At 65.8% G+C, this 21,588-nt stretch carries 21 protein-coding genes; 16 read left to right on the top strand and 5 right to left on the bottom strand.

The features are described 5' to 3' along the window. Nucleotides 1–21: 21 nt before the first annotated feature. Both Q9R31_RS11105 and Q9R31_RS11100 read right to left on the bottom strand, forming a co-directional pair. Entirely contained in the window at nucleotides 22–573 is a 552-nt protein-coding gene (locus Q9R31_RS11105) for a GNAT family N-acetyltransferase (RefSeq protein WP_311262779.1), read from the bottom strand. A 3-nt stretch (nucleotides 574–576) separates the two neighbouring features. Further along, nucleotides 577–2,541 (bottom strand): FAD/NAD(P)-binding protein, encoded by a 1,965-nt coding sequence (locus tag Q9R31_RS11100; protein WP_311262778.1) that lies wholly within the window; start codon nucleotides 2,539–2,541, stop codon nucleotides 577–579. A 396-nt stretch (nucleotides 2,542–2,937) separates the two neighbouring features. Here Q9R31_RS11100 and Q9R31_RS11095 point away from each other — a divergent pair, with 396 nt between their 5' ends. Genes Q9R31_RS11095 through Q9R31_RS11065 form a run of 7 tightly spaced genes read left to right on the top strand, consistent with a single transcriptional unit; the run spans nucleotide 2,938 to nucleotide 9,221 of the window. Further along, nucleotides 2,938–3,903 (top strand): amino acid ABC transporter permease, encoded by a 966-nt coding sequence (locus tag Q9R31_RS11095; protein ID WP_397428235.1) that lies wholly within the window; start codon nucleotides 2,938–2,940, stop codon nucleotides 3,901–3,903. Continuing rightward, nucleotides 3,903–4,727, top strand: coding sequence for an amino acid ABC transporter ATP-binding protein (locus Q9R31_RS11090; RefSeq protein WP_311262777.1), 825 nt, complete (start codon nucleotides 3,903–3,905; stop codon nucleotides 4,725–4,727). Before Q9R31_RS11095 ends, Q9R31_RS11090 begins: the two co-directional genes overlap by 1 nt. A gap of 9 nt (nucleotides 4,728–4,736) precedes the next feature. Beyond that, on the top strand, nucleotides 4,737–5,783 hold the full coding sequence (locus Q9R31_RS11085) for a transporter substrate-binding domain-containing protein (protein WP_311262776.1): 1,047 nt from the start codon (nucleotides 4,737–4,739) through the stop codon (nucleotides 5,781–5,783). Continuing rightward, nucleotides 5,780–6,616, top strand: a complete 837-nt coding sequence (locus Q9R31_RS11080; RefSeq protein ID WP_311262775.1) for a DUF1684 domain-containing protein — start codon at nucleotides 5,780–5,782, stop codon at nucleotides 6,614–6,616. Before Q9R31_RS11085 ends, Q9R31_RS11080 begins: the two co-directional genes overlap by 4 nt. Further along, nucleotides 6,613–7,689 carry an LLM class flavin-dependent oxidoreductase gene (locus Q9R31_RS11075; RefSeq protein ID WP_311262774.1) on the top strand — a complete coding sequence of 359 codons (1,077 nt, stop codon included), beginning with the start codon at nucleotides 6,613–6,615 and terminating at the stop codon, nucleotides 7,687–7,689. Before Q9R31_RS11080 ends, Q9R31_RS11075 begins: the two co-directional genes overlap by 4 nt. A 9-nt stretch (nucleotides 7,690–7,698) precedes the next feature. Beyond that, a complete protein-coding gene (locus Q9R31_RS11070; protein WP_311262773.1) occupies nucleotides 7,699–9,072 on the top strand; it encodes an NtaA/DmoA family FMN-dependent monooxygenase in 1,374 nt (457 codons plus the stop codon). Further along, nucleotides 9,072–9,221: a hypothetical protein gene (locus tag Q9R31_RS11065; RefSeq protein ID WP_311262772.1), complete on the top strand. Its 150-nt coding sequence runs from the start codon at nucleotides 9,072–9,074 to the stop codon at nucleotides 9,219–9,221. The genes Q9R31_RS11070 and Q9R31_RS11065 overlap by 1 nt, the downstream gene beginning before the upstream one ends. Before the next feature lie 18 nt (nucleotides 9,222–9,239). Here Q9R31_RS11065 and Q9R31_RS11060 read toward each other — a convergent pair whose 3' ends face one another. Beyond that, nucleotides 9,240–9,845, bottom strand: a complete 606-nt coding sequence (locus tag Q9R31_RS11060; RefSeq protein WP_311262771.1) for a pentapeptide repeat-containing protein — start codon at nucleotides 9,843–9,845, stop codon at nucleotides 9,240–9,242. Nucleotides 9,846–10,334: 489 nt separating this feature from the next. Between Q9R31_RS11060 and Q9R31_RS11055 the strand changes: the two genes are divergently transcribed. Beyond that, complete coding sequence (locus Q9R31_RS11055) at nucleotides 10,335–10,775, top strand: hypothetical protein (protein WP_311262770.1); 441 nt, start codon at nucleotides 10,335–10,337, stop codon at nucleotides 10,773–10,775. On the opposite strand, the gene Q9R31_RS11050 is transcribed toward Q9R31_RS11055, so the two are convergent. Next, entirely contained in the window at nucleotides 10,761–11,795 is a 1,035-nt protein-coding gene (locus Q9R31_RS11050; protein WP_311262769.1) for a LacI family DNA-binding transcriptional regulator, read from the bottom strand. The two genes, Q9R31_RS11055 and Q9R31_RS11050, sit on opposite strands and share 15 nt — an antisense overlap. Before the next feature lie 235 nt (nucleotides 11,796–12,030). On the opposite strand from Q9R31_RS11050, the gene Q9R31_RS11045 reads away from it, so the two are divergent. The 8 genes from Q9R31_RS11045 (at nucleotide 12,031) to Q9R31_RS11010 (ending at nucleotide 20,360) form a co-directional block, all read left to right on the top strand. Beyond that, the gene (locus Q9R31_RS11045; protein ID WP_311262768.1) at nucleotides 12,031–13,383 is read left to right on the top strand and encodes a Gfo/Idh/MocA family oxidoreductase; all 1,353 of its coding nucleotides are present in this window, start codon (nucleotides 12,031–12,033) and stop codon (nucleotides 13,381–13,383) included. Nucleotides 13,384–13,477: 94 nt separating this feature from the next. Then, the gene (locus Q9R31_RS11040; RefSeq protein ID WP_311262766.1) at nucleotides 13,478–14,509 is read left to right on the top strand and encodes a DctP family TRAP transporter solute-binding subunit; all 1,032 of its coding nucleotides are present in this window, start codon (nucleotides 13,478–13,480) and stop codon (nucleotides 14,507–14,509) included. A gap of 96 nt (nucleotides 14,510–14,605) precedes the next feature. Then, nucleotides 14,606–16,525 carry a TRAP transporter large permease subunit gene (locus Q9R31_RS11035; RefSeq protein WP_311262765.1) on the top strand — a complete coding sequence of 640 codons (1,920 nt, stop codon included), beginning with the start codon at nucleotides 14,606–14,608 and terminating at the stop codon, nucleotides 16,523–16,525. Nucleotides 16,526–16,528: 3 nt separating this feature from the next. Further along, entirely contained in the window at nucleotides 16,529–17,452 is a 924-nt protein-coding gene (locus Q9R31_RS11030) for an NAD(P)-dependent oxidoreductase (RefSeq protein WP_311262764.1), read from the top strand. Continuing rightward, nucleotides 17,449–17,760 carry a putative quinol monooxygenase gene (locus Q9R31_RS11025; protein ID WP_311262763.1) on the top strand — a complete coding sequence of 104 codons (312 nt, stop codon included), beginning with the start codon at nucleotides 17,449–17,451 and terminating at the stop codon, nucleotides 17,758–17,760. The genes Q9R31_RS11030 and Q9R31_RS11025 overlap by 4 nt, the downstream gene beginning before the upstream one ends. Continuing rightward, complete coding sequence (locus Q9R31_RS11020; protein WP_311262762.1) at nucleotides 17,760–18,266, top strand: gluconokinase; 507 nt, start codon at nucleotides 17,760–17,762, stop codon at nucleotides 18,264–18,266. The genes Q9R31_RS11025 and Q9R31_RS11020 overlap by 1 nt, the downstream gene beginning before the upstream one ends. 289 nt (nucleotides 18,267–18,555) lie before the next feature. Then, nucleotides 18,556–19,860 (top strand): polysaccharide deacetylase family protein, encoded by a 1,305-nt coding sequence (locus tag Q9R31_RS11015; protein WP_311262761.1) that lies wholly within the window; start codon nucleotides 18,556–18,558, stop codon nucleotides 19,858–19,860. A gap of 20 nt (nucleotides 19,861–19,880) precedes the next feature. Beyond that, the gene (locus tag Q9R31_RS11010) at nucleotides 19,881–20,360 is read left to right on the top strand and encodes a nucleoside deaminase (RefSeq protein WP_311262760.1); all 480 of its coding nucleotides are present in this window, start codon (nucleotides 19,881–19,883) and stop codon (nucleotides 20,358–20,360) included. 110 nt (nucleotides 20,361–20,470) lie between these two features. Here the strand turns inward: Q9R31_RS11010 and Q9R31_RS11005 are convergent, their stop codons facing one another. Continuing rightward, on the bottom strand, nucleotides 20,471–21,448 hold the full coding sequence (locus Q9R31_RS11005) for an alpha/beta fold hydrolase (RefSeq protein ID WP_311262759.1): 978 nt from the start codon (nucleotides 21,446–21,448) through the stop codon (nucleotides 20,471–20,473). Nucleotides 21,449–21,588 lie beyond the last annotated feature (140 nt).

Genomic DNA, 21,588 nt, shown 5'->3' with positions numbered 1-21,588 from the left:
TATGGGGCGGTGCCCGGCCCGTCAGTCCGGAAGGGAGTTCAACGAAGCAGGGGAAAGGTCCTTGGTGAACGCCAGCGGTCCGATGCTTTCCGGGTCGGCGTCGAGGTCGAACTGTGCCTCATAGCCGGTGTTGAGGTAGAGGTGCTTGGCTTCGGGCTGCCGCGGGCCGGTGGTGAGGTACAGCCTGGTGTAGCCGCGGGCGGCAGCAAGGGCTTCCAGTTCGGCCAGCACCAGCCTGCCCAAACCACGACGGCGGTGGGCCGAGTGCGTCCAGATCCGTTTCAGTTCGGCGGTGGTTTCGTCGTAACGGCGGAACGCGCCGCCGGCGATCGACTCGCCTTCCTCCTGGACCACCAGGAGGGCTCCGTGCGGTTCCTCGAATTCCGCCGCCGGGTAGCGGTTCAGTTCCTCGGCGGCCGCGGAGCGGCCGAACAGGTCCCCGTAGCGGGTGTCGTATTCGACGGCGAGCTCGTGCAGGAGCGGCCGGACCCGCGGATCGTGCATGGGCAGGCTGAGGACCACCAGGCTGGCGGGATCAAGCGGCCTGGGACGAAGGTGCGGTTCTGCGGTCATGTTTCAGTTCTTTCCGACGGCGGCTGGTTCTGGAGTTGCTGGTTCTGAAGTTATTGAGTCTGAAGTCAGAGGGGTAGGCGTGTGGGCCAGGTCCCGGGCAGCGGCGAGGATGGTCCGGGCCAGGGCATCGTTTTCACGGAACGGTGCAGCGTTGGTGTTGGGCCGGGCAAAGGCGCCTGCGCCCCAACCGGATGTTCCAGGGCCGATGCCAAAGAGGGCAGGCCGGGGCTTGCCGTCGGCCCCCACCAGCTGGTGCTGCGGGGAGACCAGGAGTTTTCCGGTGGAGTGGATGCCGTCGGAGGTGAGCAGCTGCTGCTCGCTGCCCAGGCCGCTCCCGTACAGCGAGGCGAGCACGGGGTTAAGCGAGCGGGCCACCGACGTGGACGGCAGGCGCGCCTCGATCAGGGCCGCGGCCGTGACTGTCACCTCCGACTGCGTGGAGGAAGCAACAAAGAGCCCGGTGGTTTCGTCGGCGGAAACCTGCAGGCCGGGGCCCAGGAACTGCAGCAGGCCGGCCCGGTGGAGGGCGAGCATCTGGCGGAGCCGGTGGGGCGGCGGACCGGAGTCCACGAAGCTGAAGAAGCCGTGCCACCAACCGTGGATGACCTGCTGCGAGCGGGCGTTCAGCCGCTCGGGCGGGACCACCCGCCCCACCTCCATGTATACGTGCAGCAGGGCCAGGAACAGCGCAAGGGTTTCCGGATGGTCCGGGCCGTCCCGCAGCGCCAGGTCGTTTTCGATGTAACCGGACACCGCGTCCTGGACTTCCGAATGGTCACGGAAGCGGCGGCCCTCGAAGGGGCGGTCCAGCCGCTCCAGGTCCAGGTGCAGGGCAGGGTCCGGCACCGCTGCAGCAACCAACTCCGCGCGCTCGCGGCTGTACCAGTCCAGCCCGGCATAAGCGGCGTAAAACTCGTCCCAGCCCATGGCGGCACGTTCAGGGCTTCCGGTCAGCAGCTCGCGGTAGTAGTAGTGGCCCGCTTCCTTGGCGATCAGGGGCCAGAGGTGTTCGTGGAAGTCCAGCTCGCCGTGCTGCTGCAGCAGGGCCTCCACGGCGGCCGCCGTGAAAAATTGCAGCGGCCCGGGAGCCTGCCCCCGCAGAGCCGCGGAAATCTTGGAGTGGTACGGCACGCCCCGCCGCGAGCCGGCCCACAGCACCGGTTCCCGTCCGGACGGGAGGTAGCGCAGCCCGCCGTCGGACGCCTCCTGGAACCTGCCGCCGCGCCCTTCCATGAGGAGGACCAGCAGGTCCACGAACGCCAGGCCCATTCCGGCGACGATCACGTCCTGCCCGGGGGCGATGGGGGAGTAGTCGACGTCGGTCGTGTAGCTGGGTGCCGCGTGGTACCCGCCGTGCCGGGCGGCGAAGTCCGTGAAGCCGGCGGAGAGGGCGTCCGGGCGGGAGTCGGTGTGGCCCAGGGCGGTCACCACGATGTCCGCGTGCAGGGCGCGGCCGTTGGCGAGTTCCACCTGGTGGCCGCCGTCTGCCAGGTCAGTGATGCCCGCGGCGGTGGTCCGGTGGACGGTCACGCAGCGGCCCAGGGACCTGGCGGTGCGGCGGAAGAACCACTCCAGGTACTGGCTCTGCAGCTGGCGGGTGGGAAAGGTGGTGCTGGTCAGGGCCCGCAGCTGGTCCCACAGCGGCTGCGGGAAGTCCGGAACGTCGATGATGGAGTCGTCCAGCACGCCGGCGGCCCACTCGGCAAGACCCGGTCCCGGCGCGGCAGGCCCCTCGCAGTCCACCGACCCGTCCGTGAACATGGTGATGTCGGCCATCGAGTTCAGGAGGAGCCCCGGGTCCTGGTCGTAGCGCCAGATGCGGCCCGACCCCGGGATGTGCGGCTCCACCACGTGGATCTGCAGCGGTCCGGCGAAGACCTCCGGCCGGTTGGCGGCAATCCGTTCCAGCACACCCGCCGTGCGCGGGCCGCCGCCGATGAAGACGATGGCCGGGATGGTGGCTGGCATGGGCTCTCCTGACGGCAAGTGAAGTGCAGGGGACGGGCGCGGAAACGGCCGTCGGAGTGCCCATGCTAGGCAGCCGTGACGACGGCGGTCGAGCGCCTGGTCACGGCCGTTAACTCCGCGTCACGGCGCGTTAAGGGACGCAAAAAACCGACTCATGACGCCGTGCGAAGCCGCGTGAAGTATTGCAACCCGCCGCCTTGCTGGCCCCTTCCGGCCGGTCCTAGATTTGCAGCCAGCAACCGGGGCGAGCCGCCCCGACGCCGGGCAACCCGGCTCCAGCCCAGGAATGAGAAGTGAGGTGGCCCCGTGAGTTCAGCAACCAGGGTGGCGCAGTCAAAGCAGCCGCAACCGGTCCAGCCGCAGCCGGAACAGGGGCTGCCGAAACATGCCGCGGCAGTGCCACCGGCAGAGTCACCGGATGGAGCCGGCGTCCCTGGGCGGATCCCCACCGACTACTCGTCCTACCGGGTGGTGGCAGCCAGGCATCCCTGGCGCTGGGTGGGGACTGCCGTCGTCGCGCTTGGTGTCCTTGCGGTGGCCTGGTCCCTGGCCACCAACCCGCGCTGGGAGTGGGGCGTGGTGGCGCAGTGGTTCACCGCCCAGTCCGTGGTCAACGGCCTGGTGGAAACCCTGAAGCTGACCGCGATCTCGGGCGTCCTCGGGTTCGTGCTTGGCTTCATCCTGGCGCTCATGCGGCTCTCCGCGTCGCCGCTGCTGGTCTCGGTGTCCTGGACGTTCTCCTGGATCTTCCGGTCCACGCCGCTGCTGGTCCAGATGCTCCTTTGGTACAACCTGGGTTACCTGTACGAGAAGATCAGCCTTGGCATCCCCTTCACGGACGTCCGGTTCTTCGAGGTCCAGACCACCACACTGATCAGCCAGTTTGCGGCAGCAGTGCTGGGCCTGACCCTGAACCAGGCTGCCTACTCGGCCGAGATCATCCGCGGCGGCATCCTGTCCGTGGACCAGGGCCAGCTGGAGGCCGCGGCCGCGCTGGGCATCCCTGCCTGGCGCCGGTCCACCAGGATTGTGCTGCCGCAGGCCATGCGGGCCATCCTGCCCACGGCGTTCAACGAGATCATCGGCCTGGTCAAGGGCACCTCGATCGTCTACGTCCTGGCCTACTCCGAGCTGTTCTACACGGTCCAGGTCATCTACAACCGCACCCAGCAGGTCCTGCCGCTGCTGCTGGTGGCCACGCTCTGGTACATCGTGATCACGTCCGTGCTGAGCGTCTTCCAGTACTACATCGAACGGCACTACTCCAAGGGCGCCGTGCGGAACCTGCCGCTGACGCCCCTGCAGAAGGCCCGCAAATTCTTCGCCACCCACGCGGCGGTCCCCAACCGGAGGAACTTCTGATGACTGAGACCCTTACCGCCCCTCCCGCCACCCGCGGCCTGGTGGAAATCACCGGAGTCCGCAAGTCCTTCGGCGCCACCGAGGTCCTCAAAGGCGTCAGCCTGACCGTTGAGCCCGGCGGGGTGGCCGTGATCGTGGGCCCCTCCGGCTCCGGGAAGTCCACCCTGCTGCGCACCATCAACCACCTGGAAAAGGTGGACGGCGGGCACATCACCATTGACGGGCAGCTGGTGGGCTACGAGATCCGCGGCGACCGCCTGCACGAGCTGCGCGAAAAGGAGATCCTGAAGCAGCGCACCGAGATCGGCATGGTGTTCCAGAACTTCAACCTGTTCCCGCACCTCACCGCACTGGAAAACATCACCGAAGCTCCGCTGGTGGCCCGCCGCCCAGGGCAGCCGCGCACCTCGAAGGAGGAGGCGCGTCGCCGCGGCCTGGAACTGCTGGACCGCGTGGGCCTCAAGGACCGGGCGGACGCCTACCCCCGCCAGCTCTCCGGCGGCCAGCAGCAGCGCGTGGCCATCGCCCGCGCACTGGCCCTGGACCCCAAGATCCTGCTGTTCGACGAACCCACCTCCGCCCTTGACCCGGAACTGGTCAACGAAGTGCTGGACGTGATCCGCGAACTCGCCACGTCCGGAACCACGCTGATCATCGTCACGCACGAGATGGGCTTCGCCCGCGATGTGGCGGACACCGTGGTGTTCATGGACCAGGGCCAAATCGTGGAACAAGGCAGCCCCAAGGAAATTTTCAGCAACCCCCAGGAACCGCGCACCCGGAGCTTCTTCTCCAAAGTGCTGGAACCGGCCTTCAACATCTAAGGACCACCCATGGCTTTCCCAACCCGCGGCCTCCGCCGCAGCCGCGCACTCGCGGTGCTTCCCGCCGTCGCCCTTCTGGGCACGGCCGCGCTCGCCGGGTGCGCCGACCCCGGCGCATCAGCCGCCGGCAACCCCAGCGGAGGAGCGCAGACGACGGCGGCACGCAACGGCGTGGTCTACAACACGTCCCCGGACCAGCAGCGCATCCGGGCTGACAAGGACCCGGCGCTCGCCGCCAAGGTTCCCGCGCTGATCGGCAAGGACGGCAAGCTGACGGTGGCCACCACGGCCGGGTCCATCCCGCTGTCCTTCCACGCCACGGATGACAAGACCCCGATCGGCTCCGAGCTGGACATTGCCCAGCTGGTGGCGGACAAGCTGGGCCTCGAGCTCGATGTGCAGGTCACGTCCTGGGAGAACTGGCCGCTGAAGACCCAGTCGGGCGACTTCGAGGCCGTGTTCTCCAACGTGGGCGTGAACAAGGACCGGGTGAAGCTGTTCGACTTCGCCAGCTACCGGGCCGCGTACATGGGTTTTGAGGCGAAGAAATCGTCCACGTATGACATCAAGGGCGCCGACGACATCTCCGGCCTGAAGGTGTCCGTGGGTTCCGGGACCAACCAGGAGAAGATCCTGCTGGCCTGGAACAAGGAACTCGAAGGCAAGGGCAAGGCGCCGGCCACGCTGCAGTACTACTCGTCCGACGCGGACACCATCCTGGCGCTGTCCTCCGGCCGGACGGACCTGAACATCGCCCCCTACCCGTCCACCGTGTACCGCGAAAACACCCGCGATGACCTGAAGGTGGTGGGCAAGGTCAACGCCGGCTGGCCGTCCGAAACCCTGGTGGCCGCCACAACGCTCCGCGGCAACGGGCTGGCCCCGGTCATCTCCGAGGCCCTCAACTCCGTCATCAAGGACGGCTCCTACGGAAAGGTCCTGGAACGGTGGGGCCTGTCCGAGGAAGCCCTGCCGGAATCCAAGACCATCACCGACGAGAACTTCGCGGCCACACAGGCCAAGGCCACCGCGGCCCCTTCAGGGAAGGCATCATGAACGCGATCCACACAGACACCGCCCTCGAGTCCTTCGACGCCGACTGGCAGGAATGGCACGCTGCCCACGAACAGCACCGGGCCCACCCGCACGGTTTCCTGGCGGTGACCCACCTGCACTGGCTGGGCGGGGAACCCGCCCGGCTGGAAGACGCGCCCGGCACCTGGAGCGTGGAGGCCGACGTCGTCCGCGTGGTTTTGGAGCCCGGCGAAAGCCTGCAGCAGGACGGCACCGAATTGAACAGCGCCGCCGGGGCAGTGCTCGACTTTGGCCCCATCGAGGAGCGCGGCGGCATCAACCTGGTATCCGGGGATACTGTTATTGAGCTGGCCAAGCGCGGCGGCGAATACATCGTGCGGCCGCGCCATCCGGAGAACCTGCTGCTGCAGGCGTACCAGGGCACGCCAGCGTACTCGCCGGATGCCGCGTTCGCCGTGCGGGGGACGTTCGTGCCGTTCGAGGCGCCGCGGCCCACCACGGTGGGTGCCGCCGTGGAAGGCATCCAGCACGTTTACGAGGCGCCGGGTGAGATCCGCTTCAAGCTGGCAGGCCAGGAGCTGGCGCTGACCGCCTTCAACGGCTACGCTCCCGGGTCCCTGCTGGTGCTGTTCACGGACCAGACCTCCGGCAAGACCACCTACGCGGCCAACCGCTCGCTCTCTGCGGTGCCCGCCGCGGACGGGTCCGTGCTGCTGGACTTCAACCGGGCGGTGAACCTGCCGTGCGCGTACACGGACCTGGCCACCTGCCCGCTGCCGCCGGCGGAGAACCGGCTGCCCGTGGCCGTCGAGGCCGGCGAAAAGATTCCCTACGAACGTCAGGACCAGCAGTGAGCACTTCATCGATCGAGCCGGGGTTTCTTGCCATCGAGCTCGACGGCGCCGGCTGGGACGGTGCGGACATCACCCGTGCCGTGCTGGCCGCAGAGTCCGCCGGCTTCCACGCCGCCACCTTCACCGACGCGCCGGCGCCCGGCCGGGCCAATGCCCTGCAGCGCGCGGCGTTCGCCGGGCCCGTCTCCCGGACCATCGCCGTGGTCCCCGAGGTGGATACCGTCTATACAGAGCCGTTCCACGTCTCCACCCAGCTGGCCAGCCTCGACTACGTGTCCGGCGGCCGGGCCGGCTGGATCGTGACGGCCGCCGAATCACCGGAGGCTGCTGCCGCCGTCGGACGTTCTTCCGTGACCGGCGCCGCGCTGGGGCAGGAAGCCGCCGCGTCCATCGAGGTGTCCCGGCGGCTGTGGGACTCATGGGAGGACGACGCCGTGATCCGCGATGTGGCCACCGGGCGGTACATCGACGTGGACAAGCTGCACTACATCGATTTCGAAACGCCTGCGGACTTCGCCGAGCCTGGTTATTCCGTGAAGGGGCCGTCCATCATTCCGCGGCCGCTGCAGGGGCAGTTGCCGGTGCTGGTTGAGGCGTCCCTGCTGGGCGAGGTTCCGGCGGATGCCGTGGACGCCGTGCTGGTGTCCGCGCCTGCCGCGGAACTGCTCGCGGCCGAGGTCCGCGACGTCCGGGACCGGGTGGGTGCCGGGGTTGCGGTTGTTGCCGAGCTCGACGTCGTCCTGGACGCGCGCGGGCAGGCTGCGGCGGGGCGGGCGGCTGGCTTCGATTCCGGCCGTGCTGTCTACTCCGGTTCTGCAGCCGGTCTCACCGACTTCCTCGCGGAACTTCTCAAGGAGGCAGACGGCGTGCGGCTGCACCCGGCGTCGCTCTTTGTCGACCTGGAGGAACTGGCCCGGCTGGTCCTGCCGGAACTGCGCGGCCGCGGCGTGCTCCGTCCGGTGGTCCAGGACGGCACCTTCCGCGACCTGTTGGGGCTTCCGCGCCCGGTCAGCCGCTACGCAACCACCGCTGCCGTCTCCGACGCTGCTGCGCCCGCCGGCGCCGGAAAGTAAGGGAAAACCATGACACAGCACAACCGTGCTAAATCCGACGCGTTCACACCGTCCGGCCAGATCCAGTTCGGCGTCTTCTTCCAGGGCGTGAACTCCGGCACCATCTGGAAGGCGGCGGAATCGGGCTCACAGACGGACTTCGAATCGTTCCGCGGCATCGCCCAGACCGCTGAGCGCGGGTTGTTTGCTGCTTTCTTCCTGGGCGAGGGGCTGCGCCTCCGGGAGCACCTGGGCCGCCCGCATGCCCTGGACGTGGTGGGCCGCCCCGATGCGCAGACCATGCTCGCCGCCCTCGCGTCCGTTACCAAGAACATCGGCCTGGTGGCCACCCAGAACACCACGTACAACGATCCCGCGGACCTGGCGCACCGGCTGGCCTCGCTGGACCTGATCTCCGGCGGCCGTGCGGCGTGGAACATCGTGACCACGGACAACGCCTGGACCGGCGCGAACTTCCGCCGCGGCGGTTACCTGGACCACGCGGACCGGTACAAGCACGCCGAAGCCTTCGTGGAGACGGCCAAGCGGATCTGGGACTCATGGGAGACCCCGGAAGGTCCCGCCCGCCGGGTGCTCCATGAGGGCCAGCACTACACGGTGGACGTGACGCCGCGGCTGCCGCGCAGCGCCCAGTACCGCCCGGTGCTGTTCCAGGCCGGTGACTCACCCGAGGGCCGCAACTTCGCCGCCCGGCAGGCTGACGTGATCTTCTCCGCGCACCCCAAGTTCGACGACGCCGTGGAGTTCCGTAAGGACCTGGTGGAGCGGTCCCTGGCAGCAGGGCGCGGCGCGAACGCCGTGCAGATCATGCCGGCCAGCGAGTTCATCCTGGCGCCCTCCGCTGCCGAGGCGGCGGAGAAGAAGGAGTGGGTGCGGAGCCTGCAGATCGGCCCGCAGCAGGCCATCGCCTACTTGGAGCAGTTCTGGGGCCGCGAGCTGTCCGCGTACGATCCGGACGGTCCGCTGCCGGAGATCGATCCGGTGGTGGAGGAGACGTCGGAGACCCGCGGCAGCGGCTTCCATGGCGCCAAGGCGCGGCAGCTGGCGGATCAGTGGCGGGCCGAGGCCAAGGACAAGGGCCTGTCCATCCGGCAGTTCGTCACCTCCCGCACCGCCCGTGTGGATGCCACCTTCACCGGCTCCTACACAGCCATCGCCGACCAGCTGGCCGAGTACGCCCAGGTGGGCGCGGTGGACGGGTTCAACATCTCGCCGTGGCTGATCCCCACCGGCCTGGACGACATCGTGAACCACCTGGTGCCCGAACTGCAGGAACGCGGCGTGTACCCCACCGAATACCGCGGCAGCACCCTCCGCGAGCACCTCGGGCTGGAGAAGCCCGTTCGTACTTCGGATGCGGATGTCGAGGCGGTACACGCCTGATGTTTTGGGCCGGTTTTGCTGGAAGGGACGGCTTCGCTGGAAGGGACGACGACGGCGGCGAGGCGAGTGCCGTCGTCGACCCTTCCGTGGGGGCCGCCGCGTCCGGGACCGTCAGGCTGCAGCTGACAGTGTGGGAGCAGTGGGCGTAGGTTGTCGCCAGGCAGGCTTCAGGAGGGGCAGTTGACTGCTTCCGCACTTGGGGGAGGAGTGAAGCCCTCAGGCCAGATGGTTGACGAGTCCCAGCAAACCTCAGACAAGGTGGCGCTATTCAAATTCTTTACGTCGGTGAAATCCGCCCCTTGCAGAGAGCTTCTGCTGAAATCAGTGCCTGATAAGTCGCTCCCTTTAAAGGATGCTGATATGGCAAATGCATGAATTATCTTGGGGCTCTTCAGGTGCGCAGCGATGAACTTGGTCTCATGCAACGTAGTATCACTCAGATCTGCTCCTTCGAGATGGGCCGCATTAAATCCGACGGCCGGAAGGAAGGCGTACTTCAGGTCCGCGCCGTTTAGGTTCGCGTTAACCAGTTGCGCCCCCGGAAGTCTCAAGCCCGACAGGTTTTGCTTCTCGAGGTCCAGACCTCTGAACGGACGAGGAAGGTTCGGATCATCAGAAGAGCGTTCCCTGACAAAACGCAAGTTCTCTATTCGTTGGTCGTTGTTTGCTCGTTGCAACTCAAAGCACGCCGTAAAAAAGAAGGTGATTACGCCGACGATTAGTCCGATGATGATTCCTTCCGACACTCGCTGTCGGACTTCATTTCTACGCATGGTCTCACCCTTATCGTCATAAGCACTGAACCGAGACCCCCCAGGCTTATGCAGATATGGTCCGCAGTAGGGGGCAGACTTGCAATAGCGGACCTGTAATTGCGGGTTACTTTAGGGGTTCTCTGCAAAAGGGGGGCATTCGCTAGGTGAGTTACACAGAGAGCATTCCAGACCCGAGGTGGGTTATCGGCACGGACGTCCCTACTTCACTGGAACAGAGCATCCGCGCCTGGCAGTGGTATGCGGGAACCGGCACTTGTGGGCAGAGGACGTCGCCTTGTAGCCCCCGGAATCGGCCGTCGCCGGTCACGTTTGCTGGAAGGGACCACTTCTTTGCAAGGATCGACGACGGCGGCGAGGCGAGTGCCGTGGTCGATCCTTCCGTGTGGGGGCCGCTGCGTCCGGGACCGTCAGGCTGCAGCTGACGGTGTGGGAGCAGTGGGCGTAGTTTCCTAGGCCGCGCCGGAGGTGCAGGACTAAACTTAAATGATGAAACTGAGCCATATTCCCCTCCGCCTGGCCACCGGAGCGTTCATCCTGAACGTGGGATACAGCAAGCGGAACCTGGACAAGGACAGCGCCGCCCAAATGCAGGGCATGGGCGCCAAGGTGTACCCGCAACTGGCCTGGATGGAACCGGAAACGTTCGGAAAGCTGCTCAGCTACGCCGAGATGACTTTGGGCGCGATGCTCCTGGCACCGTTCGTGCCGAGCCGCCTGGCCGGCCTGGGCCTTGGCTTCTTCTCCGGATCCCTCCTCACCATGTACCGAAGAATTCCCGAAATGACCCTGGAGGACGGGATCCGGCCCAGCCAGCAAGGCACTGCCCTGGCAAAGGACGTCTGGATGTTCGGCATTGCCCTCGCACTGATCCTGGACCGGAACCGCGCAAAGGGTTCCTCCCCGGATCGGACCCTAGCGCGCGCTTGACAGGATGAGGGGCGCGCAGCTGTTGCGCGGCAGGTAGTCGGCTTTGACCTCGATGCGGCGGGCGCCGTCGGGCAGCTTCCCGTGCATCCGCCCAAGAACGAGTTCGATGGCGTGAACGGCAAGCATGTCCAGCGGCTGGCGGATGACGCTCAGCGGGGGAGTGGTCAGCTCCGTCCAGGGATTGTCGTCAAAAACGATGAGGGAAAGCTCATCGGGGATGTCGGTGCCCATTTGGACGAGCCTGCGGACTGAACTTTGCACTTGCGCGGTGTTGGCAACGATGAGGGCCGTGGGCGGCTGACGCATCGCCAACAGTGATCCCACGGCGCCGCCACCTGCGTCCCCGCGAAAAGGCACGTCACGTATCAGCGTGGGGTCGACGGGCAAGGAAGCGTTCTGGTGGGCGGCTTTGTAGCCGTTCAGCCTTGCACTTCCGGTGGAGGTGCTGAGCGGGCCCGTGATCAGCCCTATCCGGGTATGGCCCAAGCTGATGAGGTGTTCGGTGGAGCGTTGTGCCGAATCGAAGTTCTCGATGCTCACAACGTCAACGTCCTCGAGTTCTTCGATGGCCCGGTCGATGAAGACCACATTGACGCCGAGATCCCGCAGGCGCCGCCATTTTTCGATGTTGCCACCGGTGGGAGTGGCAATTACGCCGCTCACTGAGCGGTCCAGCAACGTATCCAGGGAATCCGCCTCCAGGTGCGGATCCTCCTGCGTGGTCATCAACACCACCTGGACACCATGGCTGCGCGCCTCCCACACAATCCTGTCCGCCAGGCGGGCGAAAAACGGGTTGGAGAGGTCGGTAACCACCAGGCCGATGGTGAGTGCATGCCCCGCGCTGAGTTCACGCGCGGCCGCCCTGGGCCGGTAACCCAGTTCTTCGATGACCCTCAGGACCTCCTGCCTTTTCGCAGGTGCCACCGGTCCCGACTCCGGATTCAGGACCCGTGAGACCACGGAGACGGACACTCCCGCAGCCGCCGCTACATCGCGAATAGTAGGCGCTTTGCGCACCGCTCCTCCTTGAGACCCAAGCCCTCGTCGTCGTTACCTACGCTGTCCCTTCTGCCCGCTCTCTTCATTACAAAGGGCCGGGAAGGTGACCGTTGACACAGCTTATCAGCAGCTGGTACAAAAGTGGAACCGGTTCCACTCCGGATAGTTTTCCTTACAAAATGCGACAAAGAAGTTGTGCCATCCGGTTCGCCGGAGGTGCTTTCTTTCGCCAAGCACCGTTAGAGAGATCCCCGTGAACCTTCATAAACTCCTCAGCGAACGTGAGCAGCAGTCCCGTCCCATCCGCGTTGGACTGATCGGCGCCGGCCGCTACGGGACCATGTATCTGGCCCAGGCCAACAACATCCCGGGCATCCACGTCGTTGCCATTGCAGACATCAACGTCAAGCGGGCCGAGGGTGCCTTCGAGCTGGTGGAGTGGCCTGCCTCCCAGGTCGCTCCTGATATCGCTACAGCTTTGCGGGACCGATCCACGGCCATCATCGCCAACGCAGACGAACTGTTCGACGTCGACATTGACGTCATCGTCGAAGCCACCGGCAACCCGATCGTCGGCATCAAGCACGCCCTGAAGGCTATCGAAACCAAGAAGCACATCATCATGGTCACCGTCGAAGCCGATGCCCTGGCCGGCCCCGCGCTGGCCAAGCGGGCCGAGGAAGCAGGCGTTGTCTACTCGATGGCATACGGCGACCAGCCGGCCCTCATCATGGAACTCGTCGACTGGGCCCGCACCAGCGGCTTTGACGTGGTCTGCGCGGGCAAGGGCGCGAAATACCTGGAGCACTACCACGAGATGAACCCGGACAACGTCTGGGAAAACTGGGAGTTCTCCAAGGAACTGACGGACTCCGGCCAGCTCAACCCCTACATGCACACCTCGTTCCGCGACGGAACCAAGGCCGCCATCGAAATGGCAGCGGTAGCCAACGGCGCCGGGCTGGCCCCCTCCGATTCCGGCCTGAGCTTCACCCCCGGCAACGTTGAAGAAATCGCCACCATCTGCCGCCCGGCCGCCGTCGGCGGGTCCCTCGCCCACGAAGGAAGCGTCGACGTCATGTCCAGCGTCAACCGCGACGGCAGCTGGATCCCCCACAACACCCAGGAGGGCGTCTTCGTCGTCGTCAAGGCAACCAACAACTACGTCTCCGGCTGCTTCAACGAATACCCCTGGCACCCGGACCCCACCGGCCAGTACGCCGCCCTCTACCGCCCGTACCACTACGTGGGCCTCGAACTGAACATGTCCATCGCCAACGCAGCCCTTCGCGGCATCCCCACCGGCGGACCGGTCGGTTTCTACGGTGACGTCGTCGCTACCGCTAAGAAGGACCTCAAGGCCGGTGAATTCCTCGACGGCGAAGGCGGCTTCACCGTCTGGGGCAAGCTCGTCTCCGCCAAGCACTCCGTTGCCACCGGCGCCCTCCCCGTCGCCCTGGCCCACCACGTGGAGCTGCGTAACGATGTGCCCAAGGGTGCGACCGTTGGTTGGGACGATGTCATCATGGATGACTCCCTTTCCCAGGCGCTGGAACTCCGCCGCGAAACCGAAGCGCTGATCACCACCCCCGCCTCTGTCTCCTAACCAGCACCCCGGCTCCAAGCCAAACCCGCTGCGACCAGCGGCCCGCCGTGTCTGCAGCGCAGCACCGCACCCTTCCAATGAAGAAAGGCATCGAATGAACCTCACGACCCGCGCCATCACCGGGGTACTGGCAACAAGCCTGGCTGCGGCCCTGCTGACCGGCTGTGCAGGGGGAGCCCCGGCAGGCCAAAGCGGCCCGGTGGCCAAGATCCAGCTCTCCATCCCCGATCCCCTGACCTCTTCCGTCGGCGTCACCGCCCAGCACTTCGCCGACCAGGTGAAGAAGACCTCCAACAATTCCGTCCAGGTCACCGTGGTGCCCAACGGCACCAGCTTCAGCGGTGACCAGAATGCCGCGGTGACCCGGCTCCAGGGCGGATCGCTCGACGGATTGATTCTGTCCACCTCCGTCTACGCCTCGGTGGTGCCGGAAATGAACGGCATCAGCATCCCCTACCTCTTCGCGGACACCAAGGAAGAGGCAAAGTTCCTCGCCGGAGAGCCCGGAAAGGTCCTGAAGGAGAAGCTGGCGGCAAAGGACACCGTGGCGCTCTCGTTCCTGACCCGGACCGGCCGGGAGATCACCAACTCCGTGCGCCCGATTGAACAGCCTTCGGACCTGAAGGGGCTGAAGATCCGCGTGCCGGGCAACACTCTGTGGACCGACTTCTTCGGCAAGCTGGGGGCGAGCCCCACCACCATGGCCTTCTCGGAAGTCTTCACCGGCCTGCAGACCGGGACGATCGACGGCCAGGAGAACCCGATTGAAGTGCCCTGGACCAACAAGTTCTCCGAGGTGCAGAAGTACGTGTCCATGACCAACCACATCAACGACGCGTGGGTGCTGGCCCTGTCATCGAAGAAGTGGGATTCACTGACGGATGACCAGAAGAAGGCGCTCACCACCGCTTCCGAGGAAACGGCAACGTTCAAAACAGGTTATGACGAGGAACAGTCCAAGAAGCAGCTGGATGAACTGGCGGCCAAGGGCATGAAGGCCAACGAGCTCAGCGCGTCCGGACTCGCCGAGTTCAAGGCCACCTCCCAAAGCCTTTACCCCGAGTTTTCCAAGCTTATTGGCAAGGAATTCTTCGACCAGGCCATCGCCTTCGCCGGCAAGAAATAACAAAGACGGGTGGGAGCCTTTCCATAGGCTCCCACCCGAACTGACCCTCTACTCCCCATCGAAATCCCGCTCTCAATGTCGACAGTCTGGAAAACCATGAAACCCACCGTTGCTCCCCAGGACTACGAGGAAGTCCTTCCCCTCGAAGCGGAGGAAATCCTTCACCACGACCACGTGCCCTCCGGCTGGAGCGGTGCTGCATGGCTCGACAAGACCCTCGAATGGATTGTGGGAGCGGCGATTCTCGCGGAGCTCGTGGTGATCCTCCTGAACATCACCGTTCGCGTCATCACGGGGGATTCAGTTCTTTGGACGCAGGAGGTGTCCGAGGTTGCCCTGCTGACCATTGCCTTCATCGGGGGGGCCATCGCCTATCCGAAGGGTGCACACATGTCCGTCCAGGCGCTCATCATGCGCCTGCCCGCAACGTGGAAGCCGTACCTCGCGGCCCTGGTCGACTGGCTCGTCTTCGTCATGAGCGCCGGCGCGCTTGCCCTGTTCGTCCCCACCCTCGCCCAGCAGATCGAGGAAAAGACACCCATCCTTCAGCTGCCCGTGTTCTGGGTCAACATGCCCTTCACCGTCGGCATGGTCCTCATCGCCTGGTTTGCCCTGGTCAAGCTCCGGCGCCAGGCCTGGCGTCCCGCCCTCGTTGGCGCCGGAATAGCGGCAGCCCTGGTCGCCGTCGTGCTCATCTCCCCGCCGCTGTTCTACTACGCCTCCCCGAACGTCCTGCTCGTCGTCGTCCTCGTGGCCCTGTTTGCCCTGCTGTTCCTGGGCCTGCCCATTGCCTTTGTCCTTGCCCTCGCCTCCGGAATCTACCTGTACCTGGGCGGCATCTCCGACGTCAGCGCCATCCCCATCGGCATGGCATCCGGAGCCAAGGGATTCGTCCTGCTGGCCATCCCCTTCTTCATCCTGGCCGGCACGGTCATGAACTCCGCGGGCCTCACCCTGCCGCTGGCCAAGCTCGTCGATGCGCTGATCGGCCATCTCCGCGGCGGCCTGCTGCAGGTGGTAGTGGTCACCATGTACATCTTCTCCGGCATCTCCGGCTCCAAGGTCGCCGACGTCGCAGCCGTGGGAACCACCATGCGCGGCATGCTCGAAGAACGCAAATACCCGCGGGGCGAAGTCGTGGCCGTGCTCTCGGCGTCGGCCATCATGGGCGAGACCATCCCGCCCAGCATCGTGCTGCTCATCCTTGGCTCCATCACCACCATCTCAACCACCACCCTGTTCCTTGCAGGCTTCGTGCCGGCAGCCTTCCTCGCCCTGGTGGTCATGGCACTCGTGTTCCTGAGGGCGCGCAAGCAGGGAGGGGTGCCGAGCGCCAAGGCCACGTGGCGGGCACGGGGCTCCGCCACTTTCTTCGCCCTGCCGACACTTCTGCTCCCCGTGGGCATGGTGGTCGGGATCCTCAGCGGATTCGCCACCCCCACCGAGGTGTCCTCGGTCGCCGTCGCCTACGCCTTCGTGCTCGCCGCAGCGTACCGCCGCGGCAGCCGGCGCCTTCTCGGCGACACCCTGCGTGAAACAACCACGACGGCGGGCATGGTGCTGTTCATCATCGCCGCGGCGTCGCCCCTGGCCCAAACCCTCGCCCTGGCGGGCGTCTCCCAGCAGATCCACGACCTCATGTCCGGGCTGGGCGATTCCCCCATCCTGTTCATGCTCTTCACCGTCGTGCTGCTGATCATCATGGGCCAGCTCCTCGAAGGCCTCCCCGCGGTGCTCATCTTCGCCCCGCTGCTGCTGCCGATTGCCACCGATTTCGGCGTCAACCCCGTGCAGTACGCCATGGTCCTCATCATCTCCATGGGCATCGGCTCCTTCGCCCCGCCGGCGGGCGTTGGCTTCTACGTCGCCTGCGCCACCGCCCGCGAAACCGTGGAAAACAGCCTCAAACACTTCTGGCCGTACCTGGTGGCGGTGTTCGTCGGCCTCCTCGTCCTCGCCGCCGTCCCCTGGTTCAGCACCTTCCTTCCCGCCCTCGCCGGCCTGATCCCCTTCTAATCCATGACAGAAACCAAACCTCCCTCACCCCTCGACCCCGGCGTCTCCGTCTCGCTGCTCGGCACCGGCCCCATGGGAGCCCCCATCGCCCGGAACCTCATCAGCGGCGGGGTGCCCCTGACCCTGTGGAACCGCACGGTCCAGAAAGCGGAAGCCATTGACGGCGGGACGGTAGCCCCGCGGCCGGCGGATGCGGCAGCGGATGTTGTCCTCACCGTTTTGCCGGACCTACCCCAGGTCGAAGCACTCCTGGAGGGCGACGACGGCCTGCTCGCCGGGTGGACCCGGGCAGGGGTGAGTGAACCGGTCCTGGTCATCCACGGCACCGTGTCACCCACGGCCGTCGCCACCTTCGCAGCCCACTGCAAGTCCCGTTATGGGGTGGTGGTCATCGATGCACCGCTCAGCGGCGGGACCATCGGGGCCGAGCAGGGGCGGTTGAGCATCATGGCCGGCGGGCCCCAGGGCGTGGTGGAGTGGCTGACGCCGCTTTTCGAGCTCTACAGCTCCACCGTTATGTGGTTCGGGGAAGCCGGGTCCGGCGCCATCGTGAAGGCCTGCAACCAGATCGTGGTGGCCGCGACGGTCACTGCCCTGTCTGAGTCGATGGCGCTGGCGAAGGCATCGGGCCTGGACCTGGAAAAGGTCCAGGCAATCCTCAAAGGCGGACTGGCCAACTCCGAAGTCCTCCAGCAGAAAGGCGGCCGCTGGATCACCGGGGACTTTGACGGCGGCGGTTCGGCCAAGAACCAGCTCAAAGACCTGCGGTTTGTGACGGACGCGGCGGCAGATGCCGGACTCGCCCTGCCCGTTGCCAATACGCTGAAATCAGCTTTCGAAACAATGGTCACCGAGGGCCTCGGGGACCTGGACCATACAGGCATCTACTTGAGCATTACCAGCAATCGAGCAAAGGAACCATCATGACCATCGTCGTCACAGCAGTATTCACCCCCAACGACGGCGCCCGCGACCAGGTTGTCGCGGCCCTCGAGCCCGCCATCGCCGAGGTCCACGAAGAACCCGGATGCCTCCTTTACGCCATCCACGACGCACCGGACGGCCAGATCATCATGATCGAGAAGTGGGAGAGTGCCGAGCTGCTCGACGCCCACGGCGTCGGCGACGCCGTCAAGCGGCTCAACGCCTCACTCGAAGGACTCCTGGCAGAACCCGTCGAGGTCACCCGCCTGACCCCCATCCCCGCAGGCACCGCACAACAGGGCGCCCTGTAATGCCCCAGAGCATCGTGGTGATGGGTGTCTCCGGGGCAGGGAAATCCTCCGTCGGCCAGGCGCTTGCCACCCAGCTCGGCGCCGAGTTCGTCGATGGGGACACTCTGCATCCGGAAGCCAACGTCAGGAAGATGGCCTCGGGGGCTCCCCTCACCGATGAGGACCGGTGGCCGTGGCTGCACCGCGTGGGTGCCCAGCTGTCCGCCAGCACCGGAAACGGAACCACTGTGGCCTGCTCGGCCCTTAAGCGCAGTTACCGGGATGCCATCCGGGCGGCTGCGCCGGCCACGATGTTCATCCTGCTGCAGGCCGACAGGCCCGCACTGCAGGACCGGCTCACCCAGCGCCCCGGGCACTTCATGCCGGCTTCCCTGCTTACCTCCCAGCTGGAAACACTGGAGGAGCTGCAGGATGACGAATCCGGCCTGATGATCGAGTCAACGGGAGGCATCGACACGACCGTGGAACGGATCCGGAAACTGCTGGAGCGGTCGGTGTTGGTGTGAATCCCGCCCGAACAGGGGTTCCCGCTGGTGAGAAACCAAGGTGATTGACAAAGGCAACGGAGCGCACCAGTAGGCTTGGGGGAAGGAAGGCTTTAGGACCAAGTGGGATTGGGGATCGATGGGGCAGCGTTTGGGGGACGCCCGCCCAGGCATGGCAACTGTCTGCCTGCGTTTCCTCTTGGTGTCGTTTTGCGCAGTAGCGCTCATCTTAAGCAGTGACGGCGTTGCCGGGGCCCCTTCCCTGATGCTGCATCACGAACGGGTGTCCAGCCAACCCAGGACGGGGCCGGTGCCAGAGCCCCTCTCGGTTGAACTGGATCCACCCGTCGAGGTGCCGGGCGGGTATCCCATGAAGCTGGCCGCCCAAGTCGGAGGCAGTCACGTCCAGGCATCCTGGACGTACATGGACGGGCTGCCAGGGCTGAACACCCACCTGGATTCCTGGCTGCTGGGACTCCTGGATGCCGCCGCCCCCGCGGGCAGTCGCTACCGACCCGCAATGGCTCTGAACAATGTCCCGGCCGTGAGCCCGGACATGACCGTTTCAGCCGTACCTGTCCAAGCCAGCGGAACAATAATCGTGGTCCGCGAAAAGGTGACCAGGGCCGGGACGAACGGCATGGGTTCCGTGACGTCTGGCACCGTTTACGTTGACACGGTTTCCGGGGCAGTCCATGGTGGCGCCGAGCTGCTGCGGCCTGAGGCCATGCCCACCATCCAGTCGCGCATCCTGGGTGTCCCCGCAGAGATCGCGGCGCCTTCCCCGCAGGGTCCACCGTTGACCGACCTGGTCCTTGACCCATCCGGGCAACTTACCGTAACGGCAGAGCTGCCTGGTGCGCCCGGCCGTCGCGTGAGCATGAGGATGAATGCCAGCGATACCGGCACTGCGCTCAGCGATTATGGCCGGCAGGTATTGGGGCAGCTGAACGCTGCCCCGGCACCACGCCCGGCCACGGCGCCGGCACTCAGGCACGTCAACTGTGATCTTGTCCCGTGTGCTGCCCTGACGTACGACGACGGGCCGGACGCCCGCACGACACCACAGCTGCTGGCCATCCTGGCAGAGAAAAACGCCCGCGCCACGTTCTTCATGACCGGTTCCAACGCCGCCGCCAACCCCTCGATCGCAAAGCAAGTCGCGGACGCTGGACATGCGATCGGAAACCACACCTTCAGCCACGCCAACCTGACCAAACTGCCCCCGCCGGCGGTGAAGAAGGAGATCGAGCGCGCGGATGCCGCCATCCTGGCCGCCACAGGCTCGGCCCCGACAATGATGCGTCCCCCGTACGGCGCGGCCGATGCCCCTGTCCAGGCCGCCGTCGGCAAGCCACTCATGCTCTGGGCCGTCGATTCACTGGACTGGCAAAGCAAGAACCCGGCCGTTTTCGTGCCTAAAGTGCTCAAGGAAATCACCCCCGGCGCCACGGTGCTCATGCACGACGTCCAGGCGAGCACGATAGCCGGGCAACTGGAACTCATCACGGCGCTGCAGGGGCAGGGCTACCAGTTGGTATCCGTCCCCCAGCTCTTCGAAGGCGTGCCACTCGTCCCGGGCCACGTCTACAGATCCCGCCCCGCACGCCAATAGCCGCATGCGAGAATGGCCGCATGATTGACGAACCTCAAGCGTCCGCCGCCCCAGCGACCTTCGACCCTGCCTTCGAAGCCGCGTACCAGGGCGCCCAGAAGAGCCTCAAAGAGGGTGGCATCCCGATCGGGGCAGCACTGGCCCGTGACGGCGTGGTCATCGCCAGCGGACACAACGAACGCGTCCAGAACGGCGACCCCATCGCGCACGGGGAAATGTCCGCATTGCGCGCGGCCGGCCGGCAGAAGAGCTACCGGGACACCACGCTCTACACCACGCTGGCCCCGTGTGCCATGTGCACGGGAACCATCATCCAGTTCAAGATCCCCCGCGTGGTGGTGGGGGAGGCGCGCACGTTCGACGGCGAGTTCGACCTTTTGCGCTCACGCGGTGTTGAGGTGGTGGTCCTGGATGATCCGCGGTGTGTGGAGATGATGCGTGCGTTCCAGGAAGACCACCCGGACTTATGGGCGGAGGACATCGCAGAGGACGCCGCTTAGCAGAGCAGGGAGCCGGCCGCTGTTTGCCGGCTTTGCTGGAAGGAACGACGACGGCGGCGAGGTGGGTTCCGTCGTCGACCCTTCCGCTGGGCTGCTTTCCTCCAGGACCGTCAGGCTGTAGGTGACGGTGCCGGCGACTCCTGCCGCTGGCGCGCGACCCGCTGGATGAACTCGACCGTCTCGCGCTCCGTTTCGGCGCGGGTGGTGGGTTCGTTGTGCACCTCGTGGCGTACGCCGGGGAAGACGCGGGTGCGGACGTCCGCGTGGCCCGAATCAGCCAAGCGGTTTGCCACGTGGTAGGCGCCTTCGCCATAGTTGGTCACGGGGTCCTGATCGCCGGCGAGGATCAGCACGGGGAGGTCCGCGGGGAGCTGTTTATACCAGTCGTCGGAGTTGACCTGGTCGTAGAGGTCCACGAAGCCCTGCAGGAACCGCGCGCTCAGCGGTGCGCCAAAGTTGTTGAAGGGGTCCCTGCCGTGGTCGGCAACGACGTCAACGTCCAGCGCCACCCAGGCAGTGGGGCCGGCACCTTCGCCAAAGCGGCCCAGGAAACCGTCGAACAACTGGCCCACCAATTCCTCGGGTGCGGGCTCCGTGGCGCGCTCGCCAGAGGCAAGCCGTGCCAGTTCCGGCCGGTTGATCATCTTCTCGATGCCCCGCATTTGGGCGGCAACTCCGCAGAGGATCAAGCCGGAAAGCTGTGTCCGCGCATTGACGGCCATGCCGCGGGCGATCATGGATCCCCAGCTGTGGCCGAACAACACGTACGGGAGTTGGGGGAGTGCTTCCCTGGCCTTGGCCTGGAGGGTGACCTCATCCGCAACCACCACGCTGGCGGCATCCTCGCCCGCGTCGCCCCAGGTGCCCTGCTGCATCGCCGTGCGCCCGTGCCCGGAGTGGTCGCCTGCCACCACAATGAATCCCGCGTCTACCAGCGAGGAGATCAGGTGGAGGTAGCGGCGGGAGTGCTCCCCGAGCCCGTGGATCAGCTGCACGATCGCCTTGGGCGCACCGATTGGTTCGTAGACCCACGCCTGGATGGTGTCGCGGCCGTTGGCGGACGTGAACTCGATTTCCTGCAATGACATTAAGACCGTTCCTCCTGTGCCGGCGCCGTCGCCTGCTTGAGGCGAGCCTAACCACAATGTCGTCATAGTCGTCAATGATTGCTGGTTCAACTAAGGGGCTTCCGCCTACTCTGAAACCAGCCACGTCCCCGTTTTGAAGG

The sequence above is a fragment of the Pseudarthrobacter sp. BRE9 genome (assembly GCF_031844305.1).
GTDB lineage: Bacteria > Actinomycetota > Actinomycetes > Actinomycetales > Micrococcaceae > Arthrobacter.
The sequence above is the reverse complement of the archived record's forward strand: the minus strand, read 5'-3'. Positions and strand labels throughout refer to the sequence as shown.